The organism is Salinivibrio sp. PR919, assembly GCF_001995355.1.
GTDB lineage: Bacteria > Pseudomonadota > Gammaproteobacteria > Enterobacterales > Vibrionaceae > Salinivibrio > Salinivibrio proteolyticus.
In genome coordinates this window covers 1-19,306 of the sequence record NZ_MUFL01000035.1, presented here as the reverse complement: position 1 = coordinate 19,306, position 19,306 = coordinate 1, and the positions used below count along the sequence as shown (strand labels likewise).

Genomic DNA, 19,306 nt, shown 5'->3' with positions numbered 1-19,306 from the left:
CGCCCTCATCACGTTTACTAGGCTTAGAAATAAAGGTGAGGATATTGAATGAAAACGCACACATCACGACTCACCCAACCACCTCGGGAGCACAATGCGCAAGGAGAGGCGCGTCGAGTCGGTGTAGAGCTTGAACTAAGCGGTATGGAGCTCGACGAAATCGCACGTATCGTCGCAGATAAGTGGTCGCTCACGGTTGAAAAAGGAGGCCGCTACGATCGCCATCTAACTGGGGATGACGCTGGCGATTGGGTTGTTGAGTTAGATTATGCCAAATTAAAACGCCTTGGCCAGAGTGATAGAAGCGAGAAAACACTGGCCAATAAACTCGACCAGTCCGCCGAAGACGTCTTAGCGTGGGCTGCCAAGCTGGTCGTGCCGGTAGAAATTGTCACGCCACCTCTCCCGCTAGACCGCCTCGATAGCGTCGAGGATTTAATTGCTTCACTACGTCAACAAGGTGCCGAAGGAACCGAAGACAGTCCAGTTTATGCATTTGGCATGCAGCTCAATCCAGAGCTGCCAGATCTAAGCGCCAAAACGATTTGCGCGCACTTGAAAGCATTTTTATGTTTGTATGACTGGCTTTTAAAACGGGCCGACATTGATCTGTCGCGGCGCCTAACCAACTATGTCGACCCTTTCCCGAAAGCCTATATTGAACGCGTGCTAGCGGCTGATTATTGGCCAGATCTGAATACTCTGATTGATGACTATCTTGCCGATAATCCCACACGAAACCGTGCGCTTGATATGTTGCCCTTGTTCGCACACCTCGATCCTGAGCGCGTTAATGCGGCCGTCAACGACGGGCTGACTAAGGCGCGACCCACGTTTCACTATCGGTTGCCAGACAGCAAAGTCAGCCAACAAAACTGGGGCATTCACGAAGCATGGAACGACTGGGTGGAGGTAGAAAAACTCGCCGCCGATCCTGCGCGACTGGACGCATGTTGCAAAGCCTATTTGGGCTATCTCAACGATCCATTAGCGCGTATCGTTAATAACTGGGCGGAAAAGGTGCACAATTTATGGATAAACCCGTCATCGCAATAACCGGCCCGAGCAAAGGCGCAAGGCTGCCACGTTTTTTTGTCGCTGCGGCAGTCAAACTTTATGGTGGCAAACCGTTACAGTTACACCCCGGCACCGCCTTAGATCCAGACGCCTATCAAGGCGTGGTGATTACTGGCGGGCACGATGTCGAGCCTGTGCTGTACGCCGCCGAGCCCGAAGTGAAACCCAACTACGACTCTGAACGCGATGCGCTAGAGAGCGCAGTTATCAAAAGCGCATTGGCGAGCCAAAAGCCCTTGCTGGGCATTTGCCGTGGTGCTCAACTTCTCAACATCTGTTTGGGTGGCACCTTGCACCAAAGCTTGCGCGAGCAACGCAAAAAAACCTCTCATCGCTGGACAGTGTTCCCGATGAAAACCTTGTGTATATTGCGTGATGTCAACGGCCATATACAGCAACGGTTGGGGCAAGGCAGACGCAAAATAAATAGTCTACACAACCAAGCGATTAACGAGTTAGGCGAGGATTTAACGGTAAGCGCACGTGATTTAGATGGCATTGTACAGGCCATTGAGTCGCCTAACCGCCCTTATACACTGGGGGTACAGTGGCATCCAGAGTTCTTGCTTTATCTTCGCTGTCAGCGTGCACTGTTTAAGGGCCTAGTCGAGCACGCAACACGCTTCCAGCAGCGACAAGCGGCATCTCAGTAAAGATGTCTGTTAGTTGGTGAAAAACAAAAACGCCGAGGCACATTCGCTCGGCGTTATCAGGTAGCGACTAACGCTTTGACCGCGCATTCAGTCGCTTCTCTATTTGGCGTTTTTCCCACTTATCACCAAAGAGATCGACAATGCCCAGAGCATTAACACCGTGGCTGACCACTGCAATCCCCCATCCCATTGCAGCCCACCAAGCCCAGTAATAGCCGGGGCTAGTTTGCCAGTTGATAATAAACAAAATCGCCATTACGACCACATAGTGCGTCAAATGAGAATAAAACCCGCCGAGGGCACGGACGCGATTGGCAATCGCTCTTTCTTCTGGACTCATTGAAGTATCTGCCTGCATGTCTGTCTCCTTTTGCAAATCACTAATGTCGATATCAAACACAGCAGCCAACGATTTCAGCGACTCCAATCCGGGTTTGTGGCCGCGTTCGATACGTTGAATCGTTCGAACACTTAGCCCACTAAATTGTGCTAATTGGTCTTGCGACCACCCTTTTTGAACTCTGAGTGCTTTCACGTTCATCCTTGCTCCTTTGTGCTCTTCCCTGGCGACACTATGCAAAATGGGGGCGACATTACCACGACAGCACCCCGACATCTTAACGACAGTTATTTAAAATCAATCACTTAAAAACAAACACCGACCGATAGCCAATCCGTATATTTTATCCTTAGCAAAAGGTATCAATATACAAGGCTTCAACTTTATCGCGCGCCCACTGCGTTTTACGCAAAAACTTCAACGATGATTTCATCGAAGGTTCATTAGAAAAACAGTTCACATTGATATGTTGGTAGAGGCCTGACCAACCATAGTGTTCAACCAAACGGGTCAAAATGGTTTGTAGGGTTAACCCGTGCAGCGGGTTATTGGGTTGTGTATCCATAAGGGTTCTCAGCAACTCGAGCACGCGCTCGTCAATAAAAGCGCTACTTTACGTGACGATATTGCAAAACGCGAATTTAACCACGGTAGCGCGCCAGCTTATAATCAAGGTTTAACTGGTATCAAGGAAACCGTGTCACCGTGCAATATGATGTCATCTTGAGTAAAAAAGCGTTCCATTCTCATGGTTCATTCCTGATGGTTAGGCAAGTTGACGCGATATAACGGGTTAACGGGCTGATCAACAAAGTAAGCCCAAACATGATCATATACGGCATGCTGATTTGGATACGGCGCCAAGGCTTTTGCCTCATCAAGTGAGCACCAGCGAAACTCGGTGTGTTCCTCATTAAGCGTGATGGCTTGATTATCATCACACATCACCACAAATACAGGGATAAGTTCGATCACATTCACCGATGCTTCGTAAAACTGCTCCAAAAATTGCGCGTTATATAAATCAGCCACCGCAATCTGGGTTTCTTCGCTAAACTCACGGACGATGGCGTCCACTCCGGTCTCACCCGCTTCAATCGAGCCCGCAACATGGCACCAGAAGCCACCTTTCACTCGCTTCATCAGTAGCATTTTTGTCTCCCCGTCAATACGAGAGAGCGCTACGCCCGAGACCACGGAAGTATTCACAGGGATCATTATTTCTCCTCTGTTTCAAATGCCGCCACTTTTGCATAAACCACAGTGCTAGAAATCGCACCGCTCGGCAGGATACGGTCATTGATAAGTATCGCTTCTTGATGATACCCACAGCGCTCGGCTACCGCACGGCTGCGGGTATTTTCGTAGGCAGTTTTGATTTCGACACGCTTGGCATTAAGGTCATTAAACGCATACTGCTCTAGCGTTCGCACCGCTTCGCTCATATAGCCAAGGCCTTCTTTGGAGCTGCGCAGCCAATAGCCTATTTCAAAATAAGGAATCGCGATGTTGCGGATGATTAAGCTGATCACACCCACCAGTTGCCCCGTCGATTTTTCAAAAATTGAGTAGCGTAGCTCATTGATAAACATGTCGAAGTCATCAATCGCTTGTTGGGTGTTTTCAATCGAGCTCGATTCGGTCAACGCGTGCGGAAGCCAATCCATAAAAGGCGCAAGGGTGTGCTGACTTTCCAACACGGCTTCTAAAATTAAAGGCTGATGGGTCATATTGGGCGCCACTAGCAACAGACGGTCACTGTCCAGTTGGTCTACGCGCGGGGAATCATCCATTAATATCCACCCAGTACCGCGCCAATGATTCATTGAACACTTCACCATTGATGATGTTTTCCAACGTGCCGCCATTGGCTTCAATTACTTTGCGCGATGCCATATTGTCTTCATTCGCGGTAATTAGAGCGCGAGTGATCCCTAGCTCTCTCGCCTTGGGCAGTGCTAAGGCTAACATTTGCTTGCCACATCCGCGTCCACGATATGATGGCGCAATGTCGTAGCCAATGTGTCCAGCTTCTTGGGTTAGAAATGGCGTATTGATGTGATGGCGGATCCGAATCGCGCCAATGATTTGTTGCTCAGCATCAAGCAGCCAAAAATGACTACACGGCACATACCCTTTACGAAGGTTTTTACCCAATGCCTCATCCGATAACCGAGTCACGTAAGTGGGGAAATCGTCTTTCCCCGGCCGATAGTAATCGGCATTGTCGGGGTCAAACTGAGCAAAATCATCATAAAAACGTGTAAAGGCTGCTTGGTGATTGAGTGCGGGGGCGACTAATTCCATGTGCTTGTTCCAATTCTTGTCATAGAACAAGGCTATCTCATTGATATTAAGAAATAAACCCTTATTGGCCGCCTATCATCCGCCGCCTTAGCGCTCGCCACCTAGATGTGATTGAGTTGTTGATTGCCGCGCATCACTGCCAACGCATCACCGCATCAAACGTTTGACAATGTTGAACCGCTTGCTCCGCCTCTTGCAGATAAACTTGTTGGGCACTTGAGGTTGGATAGGTTAAATACTCGGAACATTTCGCACTTTGACCGTTACCCACCACAATCTTGGCGCCCGGTTGCAAGGTGCACTGTACCAATTTATCGAGCGGCGACCATTGATAACAAATCTCATAGTCTTGGCGATAATCCGCCACCAAGCCAGACGGTTGTGATAACGCCCACCAGTGACCAAACTGACTATGCGGGTTGGTGCTATTCCACGCACGATACACTGTTACCCCTTCAGTCGCCTGATATACCTTGCCTTGGCAAAGCTTCCCTTCCAATGGCTGACCCAGCGACGCCGCCAGTAGCGCTGGATCGTCCACGGCTACAAACTTATCTGCCAATGCGCTTGGCAACGCCGTGCTACCGACACATTCTGCAGCGTCGGTCGTTTCATTACCAACGGGCGTACTGGTACACGCTTGCAGTGTAACGATCAGTGCGCCAAGCAGTGCTTTTTTCATCATCCTTGCACCCATTCGTGTCGTAATATGGCGTAAACCACCGTATCCCACCACCGTTCTTTAAAGAAACGATGCTGATGAAAATGGGCCTCTTGTCGCATGCCAAGTGAACGACAAAGCTTGGTTGCAGCGAGATTATCGTAAATGGTCTCAGCGTATAACCGATGCACGCCCAAACAATCAAAACCGAAATTGGCCAGTGCGACAGCCGCCTCTCTCATTAGCCCCGCGCCCTAAGCCTCCACAGCTAAGCCGCACCCGATGGATGCTTGATGGTTGTCCTCAAGCCTTAAACCGACAGTGCCAATACATTTTTCTGATTGCTTGCAGATAACCGCCAACTGATAAGCCACGCGTGGATTTGCGTTGGCTTGTTCAATAAAGCGCGCGTGTAAGTCTCGGTATGTCTCTGGCTGGCAGTCCGTTTCGCTATAAAAACGCTGGTACTTCTGGTGTTGCGTTAAGTGAACAAACGCCTCTTCATCGCTCGGCTGCATGTCACGCAGCACAAGTCGACGTGTTTCAATCATAAACATCCTTGTCTCTCTTGTTGTTTTAGCTCAGCGCCTTAACCATGGTGGTGGCGCCTGAAAAGCCGACTAACCATTTTAGGTGCGGAAAGCGCTCTTCTTTAGTGGCGACAAAGCCTTTGGTTTCATAAAGCTTGCGGGCTCTGGGGTTACTATCAATCACATCCAACCGAACGCTTTCAAAGCCATGCGCTTGGGCATAATCCATAATGGCATCCAACAAGTGGGAGCCAATCCCCTGCCCGCGTACCGCGCTATCAACAGCAATGCCATCCATCACCAATTCATTGGGTGCCGCTTTACGCTCAAACAGCGCCAATACTGCACAGGCCCAAGTACCCTTGATGAGCCCCAAGCTATCGATCAGTTGTTTTGCGCCCATACCCTGTGTCAACGCGCCGGCTTGGGTTTGAAACCCAGCCAACCCCACCACCTTGCCGTTTTGCATAGCAGCAAACGAAAAGTCTGGGACGAAACATCGGGATAGTATCGCCACGCGCGCTGCCTGATTAGGGATTGCCCGTGCGAACTTCATCCCAAACGCCTGCTCATATAACTCAGCGACGTTTTGTGCTTGCTCAAGCGGCCATCCTTGCTGGGTCGCTATCTCCATTTCTGCCCTCGCCTTTAAAACCGGTACCGGAGGCTGGCTAGGCCATAGTGAAGCCAAGAAAAGTTATAGACTTCATCGTTATCCGCGCCGCCTTCTAGGGTGCGATAACCCAACGCGCCATACCAGCCATCACCAAGGTGATACTCCAACATTAGCGCCGCATCGACTGCTCGCCCCATGGGTGACCACGCGCCTTCCAGATCTAAGATCAACGCCGCGCGATCGGACAAGCGATATTGACCATATCCATGCAACAAGGGCACCACGCCAACGTTGGATTTCGTTGCTTTTGTTTCACCTTGCGCGAGGGTGATTTCTGCATCTCTCACCAATGCGGCGGCACCGACGCCCCACTGCCAAGGCCCCTGGTCGTAAAACGTCCAGCGGTATGTCGCACGATAGGTATTGAATTGATAGTCCGCATCAATGGCTTGCCCAGCAGCAAAACTCTGATCCTGAAACTGGATGCTTTTTGACAGCGTGCCGCGTCCATCGACAGATAAAGGCGCAAAGGTTAGGCGTACCGCATGCTGGGGATTAAAGTGATACGTGCCATATAAACGCACATAGGGCGTGGCAGACTGCCCAGTTAAATCGGTCATATCAAAACGAGTGCCGGTATCTCCGGGGATGCTGACATTATTTTTGCTAAACGCCACCCCACCCGTTTCRACGCGAAAATCCAACCCTTGCGCATAAGCACCCGTTGATAGTCCCCCCACAAACAACACACTCATGATTTGAGCTATCTGTTTGCACATCGTGTGCAAGTCTGAGCCTGCCCTAAGCCATTGTCGCTTGATCACATGGCGGTGAATGGCCTCACTGTCCTCGGCAAGAAACTCATCTGCGGTCCCCGCAAACTTTACTTGTTGGTCAGGTAACGATACCTGGCGAACACCCTCTATGTCTTCATTCTTTAGCGGAGCGACACTTATCTCGATAAGCTTACTGGTAGCGTCTGGCATGTTAGCTTTCATCATCCTTGTTATTGGTATAGGGCTCGCGCGTTAGTCTTCGTGATCAATAGTCTTAGCGGTCAATGCTGAGCACTCGAGGTTAGGGAGCACCGAACAACGCGCTGCTTCCATAAGAAAGCGGACATAAAAAAAGGAGCCCTGCTTAACAGTACTCCCTTATCATAGCTTGCCAGTTAGGTTAAATCACTGACAGTTCAACCTTAATATTACCACGCGTGGCATTAGAATACGGGCAGACTTGGTGTGCTTGTTCCACCAATGACTGCGCGGTGTCTTTATCCAGATCACCGACAGAAACCGCCAACTTCACGGCAATACCAAAGCCGCCATCAATATCGGAATACGAGCCTTTGACTCGCTTATTCATCACATCGCCAAACTATTACTTGGTCATGCCACCCTTTATTGAGACAATTGCCGCTGTTACTTCGACAATTACGGACAACAATGAAATTATTAGCTCGCAATCTTGCTCGCACCACCACCGAACACCAACTTCGTCAGCTGTTTTCTGAGTATGGTGATGTCACCGAATGTAATCTGGTACTGGACCAAGAGACTGGCGAATCCAAAGGCTTTGCTTTTGTGACCATGCCTGATGATACACAGGCTAAAGCCGCGATGGCGGCGTTACACTTAACCAGCGTTGCGAAAAGCAAAATCCGCGTTAAAGTCGCAAACTAACCGCGACACTCTCTTTTGCTATTCTCATCCACTGGGGTGGGAATAGTTCGCTATTAGCGTCAATACACACTGTGCTGACATCAGACCTCTTCATAATTCACCCTTCTCGTCCATCAAAACGCATATCCCAAAACGAACAATCCCTCGACATCGCTGTGCATTATCTATACTGGCATGACGTATCAGAAGTTTGCAGTAAACATGACACCAACACCGATTAGGGGTCCGTTATGAAAAAGATTATCTTTCTGTTTCTACTCTCGATGTCCTTTACCGCAAGTGCTCAGATCAAGTTAGTGACGCTCGAATACCCTCCCTACATCACGCGAGACGGTAATGTGGTCGATGGTGTTGCTGTGGAACTGGTTGAACGCGTTTTCAAAGAAATGGAGAAGCCCATCAGCATTCAAGTACTGCCATGGGGACGAGCGATAAACTATGTCGAAACCGGAGAAGCTGATGGCATTTTCACGGCATTTAAAACCGACGAGCGCGAGACATTTGCCCGCTATATTGATGAGGTACTGTTTGACCAAAATATCGTCGCCATTGGTAACAAAACCGCCAACGTAACTTGGGATAAAAACACCATTAATAAGTTTCAAATTTGCCTGATCAACAACGTCAGCTACGGAAAATGGTTGGATGATATGGTCGCGCAAAATCGCTTCAAAGGCGTCAGGCGCGTCAGCTCACCCGAACAATGCGTCCAACTCCTCCAAGCAAACCGTGTTGATTTTTGGGTCAACAATGAGTTTGGCGCCMGCTATGTTGCCGTTCAAATGGGCGTGCAATCGGATATTGCCATTCAAACGCCACCCATTGAGTCCACCCCCAGCTATATCGCCTTTTCTAAAAAAGGCCAGATGAGCGAGCAAGATGTGAAGCAAGTTAACGACACCGTTGCAAGCATGAAAGCAAGTGGCGAATACGATCGTTTAATTGAAGAATACTTCGAACAACTCGCATCCGCCTTGAATCAATAATTCCGACGCGTGCGCTCACCCACTTTAAGCGGTGAGCGCACCATTCAGCGAGCCAGCAAACTCAAACAGTAATTTGGGGACGCAATGGCTTAGAAGATTGACAGCCCGTCCCACACTCGTCACCATCATCACGGTGAGTTCTATTTTCAGGTCTGATCAATCAACATGGCAAAGCCGAATAAAAAAGGCCCCACTAAAACCATCGATATTTTCTGTAAACGTTGTAATGCGCCACTGTTTAAATATCGCAAAGGTGGCAAAGGTGCATTGGTGAAGTGCTTTAAAGAAAGGATTGTTGAAGATGCCACCACCACGCCGTGTCACTGCCCTCAATGCGAACAGCCCTTTGCGCGTGATACCCTAGTGCGAGGCACACCAGCCTATAAATTTATTGGCGGTAAGGTATGGTTCAAATGAAGATCACCCCTTTAGGCAATACGTTAGGGGCGCAAATCGATAATATCGATTTATCCCAGCTTTCAGAGGCTGAGTTTGCGGCGCTGTACCAAGCATTTTTACGCTACAAAGTGCTTTTCTTTCGCGAGCAGCCTCTATCTACCGACAACCATGTCGCACTGGCAAAACGCTTCGGCGAGCTTGAGCCACGTCACCCGTTTTTTCCGCACCTGCCCGACAACGAGCAAGTGGTCGTGATTGAAACCAGCCGCGGTAATCCACCCAGCCAAAGCTATTGGCACACCGACATGACATGGCAAGCGGTGCCGCCCAAGTGCTCGATTTTGCACGCGCAATATGTACCAGAACATGGCGGGGATACGATTTGGTGTGACATGGCAGCAGTATGGGCTGATCTCACCGACGAAGAAAAAGCCGAGCTACGCGAGCTCGACACCATTCACGCACTGCACGCCTTTGAAGGCAGCCGTTACGATCATCAAGACGCCGACGGCCAGAGTGTGGTGACGAAACGCGCTCAAGACTACCCACCGATTCGCCGTGCCATGGTGCAAACCCACCCTGAAACCGGCCAAGACGTGCTATTTATTAACGAGCAATTTACTCGCGCGATTGCCGATTGGCCAGAAGCAGCTAGCCAACAACGGCTTGCGACACTGTTTAGTCAAGCACGCCAATCGAAATATCACGTTCGCTTTCGCTGGCAAAAACACTCGGTGGCTATCTGGGATAATCGCGCCACCCAGCACTACGCGGTAACCGATTATGGTGACGCGCCCAGACGATTGCACCGCGTCACCGTTCAGGGGGACAGTCCTCAGTAACAACTCATGGCGCTCAGACGCGGGTATATTGATACAGATTGTTGCGATGCCCATAAAGCATGATTTGGCTTTGCAGCCGAAACCCTAACTTTTCAAGCAAGCGGTTTGAGGGTTGGTTGTCCGGTAAGGTAACGGCCTGAACAGTACTTAGTCCGCTCGCTAACAGGGTTGCTTCAAGCACCGCCTCGGCGGCTTCTGTTGCGTATCCTTGCCCGGTATAACGCGATAAAAACGCGTAGCCTAAATCTGGATATGCCAACTCATCGCGCTTAAGCACACCGCACATACCGATGGGCTCACCATCTTCCCGCCGTTCCACCAGATTTAAACCGAAGCCATGTGCTTGATAACTCGCGAGCGGCCCGTGACGGAGATACTCGATCGCATCTTGCTCAGTACGCACCTTTTTATCCGCGATATAGCGTATAAACGACGCATCATTAAGCAGCTCCACAATAAACGGCGCATCGTCGAGTGTAAACTGTCGCACATTGAGCCTTTTTGACCGGCATATCAGTGTCATAAATCACTCGCCTACTGAAACATTCTATCGCACCATAATCGCATATTGGCGCGAATAAGTATCTACGCCGGCAACCAACACTGATAAAAATCGGTCTTCGCATGTTTGGGGTTAGCGCGAACAAATTCCCAGCCGTGCTGGCGATAAAAGGCTAACGCACGATGGTTATCACGGCTTACAGATAGCAACGCTCGGCGGCACCCCGCGTTTGTTAAGGTAGTTTCGATATAGCGCTGCAGCAAAGGGGCCAGCCCTCGACCACGAAAAGCAGGTGCAAGGTAGATGAGATGCACATAACCCGTCTCAGGCTCGGTCGACGTACTGCGAAATTCAAGCTGCCCAGCCCATTCTCCATCGAAAAATATATGCCGATAAAACCACTCGGGCTGATTCATGCGTTTACTCACCCGTTCATAATAGCCCGTTAGAAAGTCTTCAAACCCCGCATCGGAGCCAAAGCTACACACAAAAGCGTCCCGACGTGCAGCTACGCAATAAGCAAAATCGGTTTCAAGATTGATGGGACGGAAAGTCAGGTGCATGGGTGTATCCTTACTCAAGATAWTCTCTATCTCCATTACGCGCGCAAAAGTTAGTGCTAGATAGCACGGGTCATCGTTAACTCATCAACAGAATGACCATCGATTCGATAGCAATCCGACATATTGCCAATCACTTTAAAGCCACATTTTTCGTATAGTTTTTTGGCGGGTAGATTGTTAGAGAGCACGTTCAAGTCAAGCCATCTGACATGCTCTGTGTGTTGACAAAACACCACCACGGCATTAATTAATGCCGCCCCTACTCCTTGTCGCCTAATACGACTTTCAACTCCCATCCCAAGCATAACGCGATGAGCCTTGTATGGTTCGTTATACTGACGCAAGTCAATATGACCAACAATGGTATTATTCTCTTCTTTAGCCAACCATAGTTTTCTCCAGCCTGTCTGCCCTACCTCAAACTGAAATCCGTCTTGAAACTTCGCTTTTAACTCTTCGGATACATAGCTACATGCTTTAGAAAGCGGCTGGAAGCTTGGCGCACTGTTGGTGTTATTCTCTTCAAGCTGAGCATTCAGATAGACATAGAATGCTTCTAAATCTGCTGTCTTTGCCTCAACGATTTTCACTGGCTAGTTTCTCTGTCACATAAGTAATAAAAAACATGGCGATACTCACCCGATGTTACGTTTCGAACATTGATTACAAACCACCTTTTTCTTTCTCTCCGAGGAATTGACTAAAGCGTAATAAATAGCCATCGGGGTCTTGAACCAAAAACTCTCGTTGACCGCAAAGCACCGTCCCTTCGTCATACCAGTTTTCTTGTTGATCTTGATAAAGAGGAGTTTCAGACGCAACCAAGCGTTCTAGAACCGGCGAAATATCACTTAACTCTATTTGAAAATTAACACCTCGCCCGAGTGGGTAGACGAGTGCCCCTGTCTCCCATCCGGCGTCGTGCATTTGCTCAATCATAATATGAACCTTCTCATACTCTAAGTAAGCAAATTTTGGTGTGGTGCGTTGATTTCTAATTTTGAACCCAAGCAAACCCTGATAAAAATGGAGCGATCTTTCAAAATCACTAACAGTTAACTCTGGCACCATTGGATTACAATATTCTTCCATTAAACCCCTTTATATAATAAACAACGAACTTTTTACTCTTAATCTCTTGACGAGCTTACTTGCATTAAACACTAAGTGACGTTTGGTTTACTAACATCACTTAGCGAATGTTTTTCTTCAAAGTTATTACACTTGATATCTACTTCACGAGATAATATATCTGCGATTTTTGATGGTTCATAAAAGCTCGCTGACGGAATACGTATCAGTTTATGATGACCATAAAGCGCTTCATTTACGTACTGATCGCGTGCCTGTCTTTTCGTCCATTGATGCGTCGCATCATCTAATTCAATCACAGCGAGTATTCTTGTCGTTTTGTCAGTTATCACAAAATCCATACGCTTCGCCCATGTACGAGAGTTATGCCGGAAGTCGACGGGCTTAACGAGCGCCATAAGAGACACTTGGCTGTGAATGACATAATCAGAGGGAAGAGCCTTTTGGAGAGCAAAATAGAGTTTCTGCTCGTTTCTAGTCGCAAGATGTGATTGGCGTTTATGCTCAACCCTCTCAAATCGACGTTTATGCGGATTATCATCATCTATCTGATTATCAGCGTATTTTGAGCTCTCCGTTTCTTGACTAAGAGACGGCTCCTTTCTCTTCCACCGAGTATCCGTTGGTTGGCTATCCTTTGTAAACTTCCACACCAGATAGATAAAAACGATTAAAACACCAAGATATAACATTATCAATATTCCCTGATTGTGTGCCCAAGAAGCACACTCCATTGTGGTTTACTTAGATGACAACTCGTTGATTTTTTCCCTTGCTAACTCTTCTCATTCATCAAACAGGCCCACGGAGCCCAATTAGGTTTCCAAATGGATCAGCGACTTGGCACATAGATAGTCCATGCTCGATCGCTATTGGACCGCGGTATAACTCAGCGCCGATTGCCTTAAAGTGCTCTAGAGCGCTTAACAAGTCATCAACCAGCCAATACAGCACAGTTCCGCACTTACCATTGCGGACTTTTTCATCGGCTTGCACAATTTCCAACTGAAAACCATTTAAGTCGAGGGCGGTAAAATCAAAGTCTGGATAATACATAGGCGTTGCATTAGGGAAAGCCTTGCGATACCACTCTAGCCCTTCATTTACATTCGGTACATGTATAAGCAACGCAGATGGATAGACGGATATACCATTGGAAGAATCTTGTTTATTATTCATTGAAAGTGACTCGAAAAACTTCTCGATAAAAAATGAACTGTCGTAACCCAGTAATTCATCAAACCGTCTTAGCAATCAGCCGACGCCGCTATCGTTAGTGTGATTTAGGCTCAATTAACATGATCTTATATGTATCCCTAATCACACTGAAAGGGTGAAGCTTAATATCAACTATGGGTATCTCTATTTTTACACCATACGCTTCTCACACCAACACGCCTAAAGCCGACTGACTTACAGTTACGACTACTCGTACTGTTTGGCATGACATCAGTCAACACCACTTTAACACCTAAAGAAATAGCATCTTCAATTCGTGCTCGAAGTAGCGCAGTCTGACACCCTTTCGAACGATAACTTTCTTGTGTATACGCATTGGCGAGTATTACATATTCGCCCTCGATATAACTCGTTGCCCAAGCACATGGCTCACCGTTTATTTTCGCAACATAGCAACGAAACATTTCTGTACAGTAAAGCGGACGTTTCTTCTGCCAGATTTCGTTAGAACACTCTAAACCTGACGTTTTAAGTAGAGATAAAAAATCATCAACATTATCATGTGACCATCGTTCAACTGACACTTGCTGGGATTTATCTGCACACGTCACATAATCATTCGACTTCAGTTCGAGAAATTCATGCTCATATTCCGGCATAAAGTCACGATTTAATAACCATGTTGTCAGATCATTTGTTGTTGCCTGCGGTTCGACGGAGATTTCAGGGGGCAAGTTATGTGTGTAAAAACTCAGATAACTCTCTAAAGTCTCTATGCTAGAAAATTCATGGATGATTATCTGGTTATCATACTTACGTGTTTTGTCCACGAAGACAGAGCAACCTTCAGATTCAACCGAAAAAAGTTCACTGTCTAAATCAGTTGAGAGCGTTCGTTCATTATTAAAGTAAAAATAAACGTTATAGGCGTCTCTTACTTTTTTATCTTGCATCGTTCCCTCGATACTATATTAAAAATTAACAGATTATCCCTTTATTGATAATCAACATCACTTAGACACAACCTTGAATACAGAAGGTAACTATATCTAATCAATTAACTTTGACGCTAGTCTCTCTAAGTACCACTTTTAAGGTAACAGTATATACGCTTACTTATTGGCTGCTCTCGCGCTGAAAGAAGTGCCAGAGGCAGCTAATCGTTTATTAGCTATTTGGTGAAGTGTATCCCGTTGTTGTCGCTACGACTTCAAAACCACGCTTTGATACGATTGGTTTACTCATATCTGAGGCATCGATTATAAGATATTTAACCCGTTTCGATTTCGCTTCAGCGATGCGTTTGTTAAGGAGCAAACTATAATACCCATTACCGCGAAATTCTTCGATTGTGCTTCCGCCCCAAATACCTGCAAATGGACTGCTTCCATTAAACGTTAGCCAGCCAGAAGTGACTGGTTGATCGTTGACATACACTACATAAATGGACACTGAATCTGGAGAATTTTCTTTGAGACTCATTAGGTAGTTGTATTGCCAATCGAAGTCTCCACCCCAAACTTGTTCTTGAACCCTTATTGCGTCACGAATGCCTGTGCTGTCAGAAACCTCTGTGATCTGAGATTCATCAAAGGGCTCACCAATGGCCTTTGAAAGATCCAAAACCATAAATGATTCGGTATCTTCTTTTTCAAAACCATTAGCGAGTAATACACTGCCGATATTACTTGGATTATCGGTACTATATGTCTTCCACTCAAAGCATAAGTTGCGTTGGCTAAAGTATACTAGCTGCTCTTTAACTATTGATTCAGCAATATTTTCGTCAAAATCAAAGAAAGAAATATAACTACCACAACGATCTTTTGATACGAACTTCGTCAGATTATTATCTGACTCCTTTACACCATTAAACGAGGGAACAAGCTTTCGCTCAAACTCATTGTAGTCTCGCATTACATCCACTGTATTCATTTTATCCTCATTGATTGCTACCTTGCAGAAATACGCTAGTTATGAACTAATCAACACAATCAGGCATAGCATCCAACGTCTTTCCTAACCAAATTGAACTAATATAATGCCCATTTTTTCTTGCGTACTCGTCGAAAACACCAACCTCTTTAAAACCAAAGCGTTTATGCAAAGCTATTGATGCATCATTTGGCAACGCAATACCGGCCAGTGCGCGATGAACACCGCACGTGCTTATCGATGAGAATAACCGCTTATACAGCCTAGTCCCTAAGCCTTTGCCTTTCGCCTCTGGCGCTAAATACACTGTCACCTCGACCGTATCGTCAAAAGCAAAATTCACCCTATACGGTTGGGAGCATGCAAAACCACATACTAAGCCGTATTCTATCGCAACATAAAGCTGATGCTTCGTTCCACTTGAAAACTGCGAAAACCATTCTTGGCGATTCTCTACTGTGAACGGCTCTACCTCAAATCGAGCATTGGTATGTTCGATGTAAAAGTTAAAAATGTCGGTAATAGCCGATACATCTGTATGCTTGCCAGTCCTAATTTCCATGCAATATCCTTACTCTATATCGTCGATGTTCACCATCACTCGAATTATCAAGACGACACCGTCTAGCTCGGTACTGTTTTAGGAGAAAAAAGTTGAGCTCGCTAAACACCACTTTTCTCTTTATTCAGAGATTAATTACAAAAAATTGCCATTATTGCCTGTGAACGTGAGATGATGGTGAGCTTAGGTTCAATGCTCAAAGACGGCGTGATGTGGGATAGAGATCTCGCCAAAATTCAACGATTGACGACATGCTCGTTTGTTACGTGCGTATTTTATTGACTTCGGCATCATCAATTTCAATACCATTATCAATAAAATATTTCACTTGTTTAAACATATCGCTATCGTTGGTGAAATTTAAGCTATATATTGGTTTACCGATTGATAACGCATGTTCAATTTCSAATGATATCCAAGGTGATGTAAATGAATTGTCTGTATTCACGGAGTTTTTTGTTTGCAGAAATACAATACACCTTGATTGTTCAATTCGCTTTTTTAGCACCATTTTGGTGTAGTCACTTACTAGATTTCGCTTCAAAAAATCATTATCACTAGTCCAGTCACAGTAAACACTTAAATCATGATTATTAAGGCTCTGCTTAACCTGCCTTACTAAATCAGAGTCTTTATAGCTATGCGAGGCGTTGTTTCCTAAATCATTGAACTTATCATCCGAGCCGCGATCAGATCATCAACGCCTCAAACAGGTCACCGATGATGAGCAAAGCCAAGTATAAAATCAGCAATTGGAAGCAATACAATCAAGCACTGATTAATCGTGGTTCGATTACCTTTTGGGTTGATGACGCCGCTATCCAGACTTGGCACTGCAAAGAGCATCATGGCAAACGAGGCAGAGGGTTTACGTTTACCGATGGTGCCATTGAAACAGCACTGATGGTTAAAGGCATTTTCAAGCTCCCTCTTCGCGCCCTTCAAGGCTTTCTCGACTCGATATTTGGYYTGATGGACGTACCGCTMAAATCGCCGTCATACAGTTGTATCAGYAAACGGGCGAAGACGGTTGARGTTAAYTACCGATTACCCAGTCGTGGGCCCGTTGCYCACGTCGTCATTGATGCCACCGGTTTAAAAGTGTTTGGCGAGGGAGAATGGAAAATGCGCAAACATGGCAAGGAAAAACGCCGTGTTTGGCGCAAGCTGCATCTCGCGATTGACGACAGTACACATGAAGTGATTTCTGCCGTCGTTAGCTTAGCGTCTGTTGGTGACAATGAAGCCTTGCCGACGCTGCTCAACCCGTTACGCCGAAAAATTGCCCAAGTCAGTGCTGACGGCGCTTACGATACGAAGGCCTGTCATCAGGTGCTCAAGAAAAAAGGCATCAAACCGACCATTCCACCGCGCAGCAATGCGGGTTACTGGGAGGACGGTCACCCTCGCAATGCAGCCGTCAGTGCCTTGAAATCGGGTAACTTGGCAAACTGGAAACGAGAAGAAGGTTATCACCAACGCTCTCTGTCAGAAACAGGCATGTCTCGATACAAAACGTTAATCAGCCCTCAGCTGACACTACGTGATTACGATGCACAAGTTGGCGAAACATTGGCCAACGTGAAAGCAATAAACAAAGTCATAAGACTTGGTATGCCTGTTAGTTACCGAGTTGATTGATGGGGGCAACCCCATTGGGATCAGTGCGTTAGGTGAATGATTTGATCAACAACGCCGCTATGCGAGATAAACGCATGGAACTTCTTTTTATTTTGTATAGTATTTGACTCTAATCTTTGGTACAAATCTTCTGGAGAAACAATAAACCGATCTGTCTCTGTATTATACGATTTTACTATACCCTTAAAATTTTTTCTAAGTCTCACTGAAGCACCAAGTGTTTGAAGATGCTCAAATGCCATCCTCCTAACTTGGTTATTTCTTTCACTATCGTTTAACTTCTGAAAAAATTCTATGACTTGGGGAGTGTTATATTTCTTTAGTTCATTAAATATTTCAACTTTTCCTTGAATTGTTATTCCTCTTTTATGGTAAGCAGATAGAAATGCATCAATGTATAACGGATCTACTGTTTGTAGATCTCTATTTCTAGACGCCATTTTATTTTCATGCGCCTTTACTTTATTATTTGCTTTATTTAATAATGATTGATATGCCAGTTGGGCATTTTTTTCATTAAACTTTTTCTTATGTCTTGCACGTTGACCATCTGAAACCATATGCTTAACTTTAAGTAACTTGAAGAAAAAAACATCAGGCTTATCATGATAATATCTTTTTCTCTTACCGACTTTAGCTAGGAACTTATCCTTGCTTTCATATTGTTCATATCTTTTGTTTAAGCTATCCCACATTAATGGGAACAATTCTTTAAATAACTTTAACAACAAATACTTATCATACTCTTCAGGTAACGCCTCTGATATTAAATTCAAAGGTCGTGTAAATGACTTTTGTAATTTTCTTGTTTCTGATTCGTATTTTCTTTTTACAATACCCGCCATAATCAACCAATTGCTATTATTTTAGTTATATAAATCATAAACACTAATGGAATATAAAATCCCCAAACTGAAATTGACTTCATTGCATCAACCTGATGTTTTGACATTTYCTCCTGTGGCTTGATTGCATATAAATCAGAACTAAATAATGACTTACGATGTAGTTTTTCGACGAATTTGTTGTAAGTTTCTCTAAACCCCTTTTCTAACGCTAAGTAATATGCATCTAAACAAGCAAATATTACCGTAGGTAATAATGCAATCCATGCATAATCTGGCTTTCCTTTATCCGCAACTATTACAAGCACAGCGGAAACTAAAGTAATACACCATGATTTACATGAAGAGCTATTTGATGCCATTCTCTGTATAACATTTTGTAACATCGCTAAATGAGCTTGAACTGAAGGAGATTCTTCAGTCACACTAATTGGTTGATTTTCTGACATTTTCATCCTCGTACATTTGATGATTTCGAAAGCACATAACGCCCGCATCTAGGGAATCCCCTCATAAATATCTTTTGAAACAATGAGGTAGACACGCATCACTCCCTCTGATCTAATGAATTTCGCCAAAAACACACTCGATACAGACAGATTCAATAGCGATGCTAACGATGCGTGATGACCAAATCCTACTACAAACACTGTCAAAACAGTGCCCCAACATTCACAAGAAACGGCTTATTTCTCTTACTCTTGCTACTAAAACCTTGCTCGACGGCGCTGATTTAACCCTCACCAAGCTTGGGCGCGCACTTGAGACACAAACCTCAGTTAAACATGCGATTAAACGTATCGACCGCCTATTAGGCAATACGCTGTTACATCAAGAGAACAATCTCATTTATCGCTGGCATGCGCATCTGATTACGCGCGCCAATCCTTTTCC

The 19,306-nt window shown here is 45.8% G+C and carries 26 protein-coding genes and 4 pseudogenes; 8 read left to right on the top strand and 22 right to left on the bottom strand.

Features of this window, described 5'->3' with window-relative positions:
• Nucleotides 1-48 precede the first annotated feature (48 nt).
• Both BZG83_RS08605 and BZG83_RS08600 read left to right on the top strand, forming a co-directional pair.
• On the top strand, nucleotides 49-1,056 hold the full coding sequence (locus BZG83_RS08605) for an amidoligase family protein (protein WP_077480133.1): 1,008 nt from the start codon (nucleotides 49-51) through the stop codon (nucleotides 1,054-1,056).
• Nucleotides 1,032-1,730 (top strand): gamma-glutamyl-gamma-aminobutyrate hydrolase family protein, encoded by a 699-nt coding sequence (locus BZG83_RS08600; protein WP_077480132.1) that lies wholly within the window; start codon nucleotides 1,032-1,034, stop codon nucleotides 1,728-1,730. Before BZG83_RS08605 ends, BZG83_RS08600 begins: the two co-directional genes overlap by 25 nt.
• Before the next feature lie 67 nt (nucleotides 1,731-1,797).
• On the opposite strand, the gene BZG83_RS08595 is transcribed toward BZG83_RS08600, so the two are convergent.
• The 10 genes and pseudogenes from BZG83_RS08595 to BZG83_RS08550 all read right to left on the bottom strand — a co-directional run.
• Entirely contained in the window at nucleotides 1,798-2,271 is a 474-nt protein-coding gene (locus BZG83_RS08595; RefSeq protein WP_077480131.1) for a 2TM domain-containing protein, read from the bottom strand.
• Between the two features lie 148 nt (nucleotides 2,272-2,419).
• Complete coding sequence (locus tag BZG83_RS08590; RefSeq protein WP_077480130.1) at nucleotides 2,420-2,635, bottom strand: VF530 family DNA-binding protein; 216 nt, start codon at nucleotides 2,633-2,635, stop codon at nucleotides 2,420-2,422.
• Between the two features lie 188 nt (nucleotides 2,636-2,823).
• On the bottom strand, nucleotides 2,824-3,288 hold the full coding sequence (locus BZG83_RS08585) for an NUDIX hydrolase (RefSeq protein ID WP_077480129.1): 465 nt from the start codon (nucleotides 3,286-3,288) through the stop codon (nucleotides 2,824-2,826).
• The gene (locus BZG83_RS08580; protein ID WP_241825752.1) at nucleotides 3,288-3,863 is read right to left on the bottom strand and encodes a GNAT family N-acetyltransferase; all 576 of its coding nucleotides are present in this window, start codon (nucleotides 3,861-3,863) and stop codon (nucleotides 3,288-3,290) included. Before BZG83_RS08580 ends, BZG83_RS08585 begins: the two co-directional genes overlap by 1 nt.
• Nucleotides 3,856-4,377, bottom strand: a complete 522-nt coding sequence (locus BZG83_RS08575) for a GNAT family N-acetyltransferase (RefSeq protein WP_077480128.1) — start codon at nucleotides 4,375-4,377, stop codon at nucleotides 3,856-3,858. Before BZG83_RS08575 ends, BZG83_RS08580 begins: the two co-directional genes overlap by 8 nt.
• Nucleotides 4,378-4,510: 133 nt before the next feature.
• The gene (locus tag BZG83_RS08570) at nucleotides 4,511-5,059 is read right to left on the bottom strand and encodes a hypothetical protein (RefSeq protein WP_077480127.1); all 549 of its coding nucleotides are present in this window, start codon (nucleotides 5,057-5,059) and stop codon (nucleotides 4,511-4,513) included.
• Nucleotides 5,059-5,595, bottom strand: a pseudogene (locus BZG83_RS08565) (GNAT family N-acetyltransferase). Before BZG83_RS08565 ends, BZG83_RS08570 begins: the two are co-directional and overlap by 1 nt.
• Before the next feature lie 19 nt (nucleotides 5,596-5,614).
• On the bottom strand, nucleotides 5,615-6,202 hold the full coding sequence (locus tag BZG83_RS08560) for a GNAT family N-acetyltransferase (protein ID WP_077480126.1): 588 nt from the start codon (nucleotides 6,200-6,202) through the stop codon (nucleotides 5,615-5,617).
• Nucleotides 6,203-6,216: 14 nt separating this feature from the next.
• Entirely contained in the window at nucleotides 6,217-7,170 is a 954-nt protein-coding gene (locus tag BZG83_RS08555) for a hypothetical protein (protein WP_131825069.1), read from the bottom strand.
• A gap of 190 nt (nucleotides 7,171-7,360) precedes the next feature.
• Nucleotides 7,361-7,513 (bottom strand): annotated as a pseudogene (locus BZG83_RS08550) (OsmC family protein); the annotation flags it as partial.
• A 116-nt stretch (nucleotides 7,514-7,629) separates the two neighbouring features.
• Here BZG83_RS08550 and BZG83_RS08545 point away from each other — a divergent pair.
• From BZG83_RS08545 to BZG83_RS08530, 4 genes are all read left to right on the top strand, one after another.
• The gene (locus tag BZG83_RS08545; protein ID WP_069587544.1) at nucleotides 7,630-7,866 is read left to right on the top strand and encodes an RNA recognition motif domain-containing protein; all 237 of its coding nucleotides are present in this window, start codon (nucleotides 7,630-7,632) and stop codon (nucleotides 7,864-7,866) included.
• Nucleotides 7,867-8,096: 230 nt separating this feature from the next.
• Complete coding sequence (locus BZG83_RS08540; protein ID WP_077480123.1) at nucleotides 8,097-8,852, top strand: substrate-binding periplasmic protein; 756 nt, start codon at nucleotides 8,097-8,099, stop codon at nucleotides 8,850-8,852.
• Nucleotides 8,853-9,017: 165 nt separating this feature from the next.
• On the top strand, nucleotides 9,018-9,269 hold the full coding sequence (locus BZG83_RS08535; RefSeq protein WP_025739952.1) for a hypothetical protein: 252 nt from the start codon (nucleotides 9,018-9,020) through the stop codon (nucleotides 9,267-9,269).
• Nucleotides 9,266-10,093: a TauD/TfdA dioxygenase family protein gene (locus tag BZG83_RS08530; protein ID WP_077480122.1), complete on the top strand. Its 828-nt coding sequence runs from the start codon at nucleotides 9,266-9,268 to the stop codon at nucleotides 10,091-10,093. The genes BZG83_RS08535 and BZG83_RS08530 overlap by 4 nt, the downstream gene beginning before the upstream one ends.
• A 13-nt stretch (nucleotides 10,094-10,106) precedes the next feature.
• Here the strand turns inward: BZG83_RS08530 and BZG83_RS08525 are convergent, their stop codons facing one another.
• The 10 genes and pseudogenes from BZG83_RS08525 to BZG83_RS17125 form a co-directional block, all read right to left on the bottom strand.
• Nucleotides 10,107-10,616 (bottom strand): GNAT family N-acetyltransferase, encoded by a 510-nt coding sequence (locus BZG83_RS08525; RefSeq protein ID WP_077480121.1) that lies wholly within the window; start codon nucleotides 10,614-10,616, stop codon nucleotides 10,107-10,109.
• Nucleotides 10,617-10,678: 62 nt separating this feature from the next.
• Nucleotides 10,679-11,158, bottom strand: coding sequence for a GNAT family N-acetyltransferase (locus BZG83_RS08520; protein WP_077480120.1), 480 nt, complete (start codon nucleotides 11,156-11,158; stop codon nucleotides 10,679-10,681).
• A 56-nt stretch (nucleotides 11,159-11,214) separates the two neighbouring features.
• Nucleotides 11,215-11,748, bottom strand: coding sequence for a GNAT family N-acetyltransferase (locus BZG83_RS08515; RefSeq protein ID WP_077480119.1), 534 nt, complete (start codon nucleotides 11,746-11,748; stop codon nucleotides 11,215-11,217).
• A gap of 73 nt (nucleotides 11,749-11,821) precedes the next feature.
• A complete protein-coding gene (locus BZG83_RS08510; RefSeq protein ID WP_077480118.1) occupies nucleotides 11,822-12,250 on the bottom strand; it encodes a bleomycin resistance protein in 429 nt (142 codons plus the stop codon).
• Nucleotides 12,251-12,321: 71 nt separating this feature from the next.
• The gene (locus tag BZG83_RS08505) at nucleotides 12,322-12,942 is read right to left on the bottom strand and encodes a DUF2726 domain-containing protein (protein ID WP_077480117.1); all 621 of its coding nucleotides are present in this window, start codon (nucleotides 12,940-12,942) and stop codon (nucleotides 12,322-12,324) included.
• 100 nt (nucleotides 12,943-13,042) lie between these two features.
• A complete protein-coding gene (locus BZG83_RS08500; RefSeq protein WP_077480116.1) occupies nucleotides 13,043-13,429 on the bottom strand; it encodes a glyoxalase/bleomycin resistance/dioxygenase family protein in 387 nt (128 codons plus the stop codon).
• Nucleotides 13,430-13,596: 167 nt separating this feature from the next.
• Nucleotides 13,597-14,382: a GNAT family N-acetyltransferase gene (locus BZG83_RS08495; protein ID WP_077480115.1), complete on the bottom strand. Its 786-nt coding sequence runs from the start codon at nucleotides 14,380-14,382 to the stop codon at nucleotides 13,597-13,599.
• A 214-nt stretch (nucleotides 14,383-14,596) separates the two neighbouring features.
• Nucleotides 14,597-15,364 carry a GNAT family N-acetyltransferase gene (locus tag BZG83_RS08490; protein ID WP_077480114.1) on the bottom strand — a complete coding sequence of 256 codons (768 nt, stop codon included), beginning with the start codon at nucleotides 15,362-15,364 and terminating at the stop codon, nucleotides 14,597-14,599.
• Nucleotides 15,365-15,410: 46 nt separating this feature from the next.
• Nucleotides 15,411-15,926 (bottom strand): GNAT family N-acetyltransferase, encoded by a 516-nt coding sequence (locus BZG83_RS08485; RefSeq protein WP_077480113.1) that lies wholly within the window; start codon nucleotides 15,924-15,926, stop codon nucleotides 15,411-15,413.
• A gap of 262 nt (nucleotides 15,927-16,188) precedes the next feature.
• Nucleotides 16,189-16,560, bottom strand: a pseudogene (locus BZG83_RS17125) (TIR domain-containing protein); the annotation flags it as partial.
• 89 nt (nucleotides 16,561-16,649) lie between these two features.
• Here BZG83_RS17125 and BZG83_RS08475 point away from each other — a divergent pair.
• Nucleotides 16,650-17,567 (top strand): IS5 family transposase, encoded by a 918-nt coding sequence (locus BZG83_RS08475; protein ID WP_077480145.1) that lies wholly within the window; start codon nucleotides 16,650-16,652, stop codon nucleotides 17,565-17,567.
• A gap of 20 nt (nucleotides 17,568-17,587) precedes the next feature.
• Here the strand turns inward: BZG83_RS08475 and BZG83_RS08470 are convergent, their stop codons facing one another.
• Entirely contained in the window at nucleotides 17,588-18,412 is an 825-nt protein-coding gene (locus tag BZG83_RS08470) for a hypothetical protein (RefSeq protein ID WP_198929727.1), read from the bottom strand.
• 2 nt (nucleotides 18,413-18,414) lie between these two features.
• Nucleotides 18,415-18,861, bottom strand: coding sequence for a hypothetical protein (locus BZG83_RS08465; protein ID WP_077480144.1), 447 nt, complete (start codon nucleotides 18,859-18,861; stop codon nucleotides 18,415-18,417).
• 170 nt (nucleotides 18,862-19,031) lie between these two features.
• On the opposite strand from BZG83_RS08465, the pseudogene BZG83_RS08460 reads away from it, so the two are divergent.
• Nucleotides 19,032-19,306 (top strand): annotated as a pseudogene (locus BZG83_RS08460) (IS4 family transposase); the annotation flags it as partial.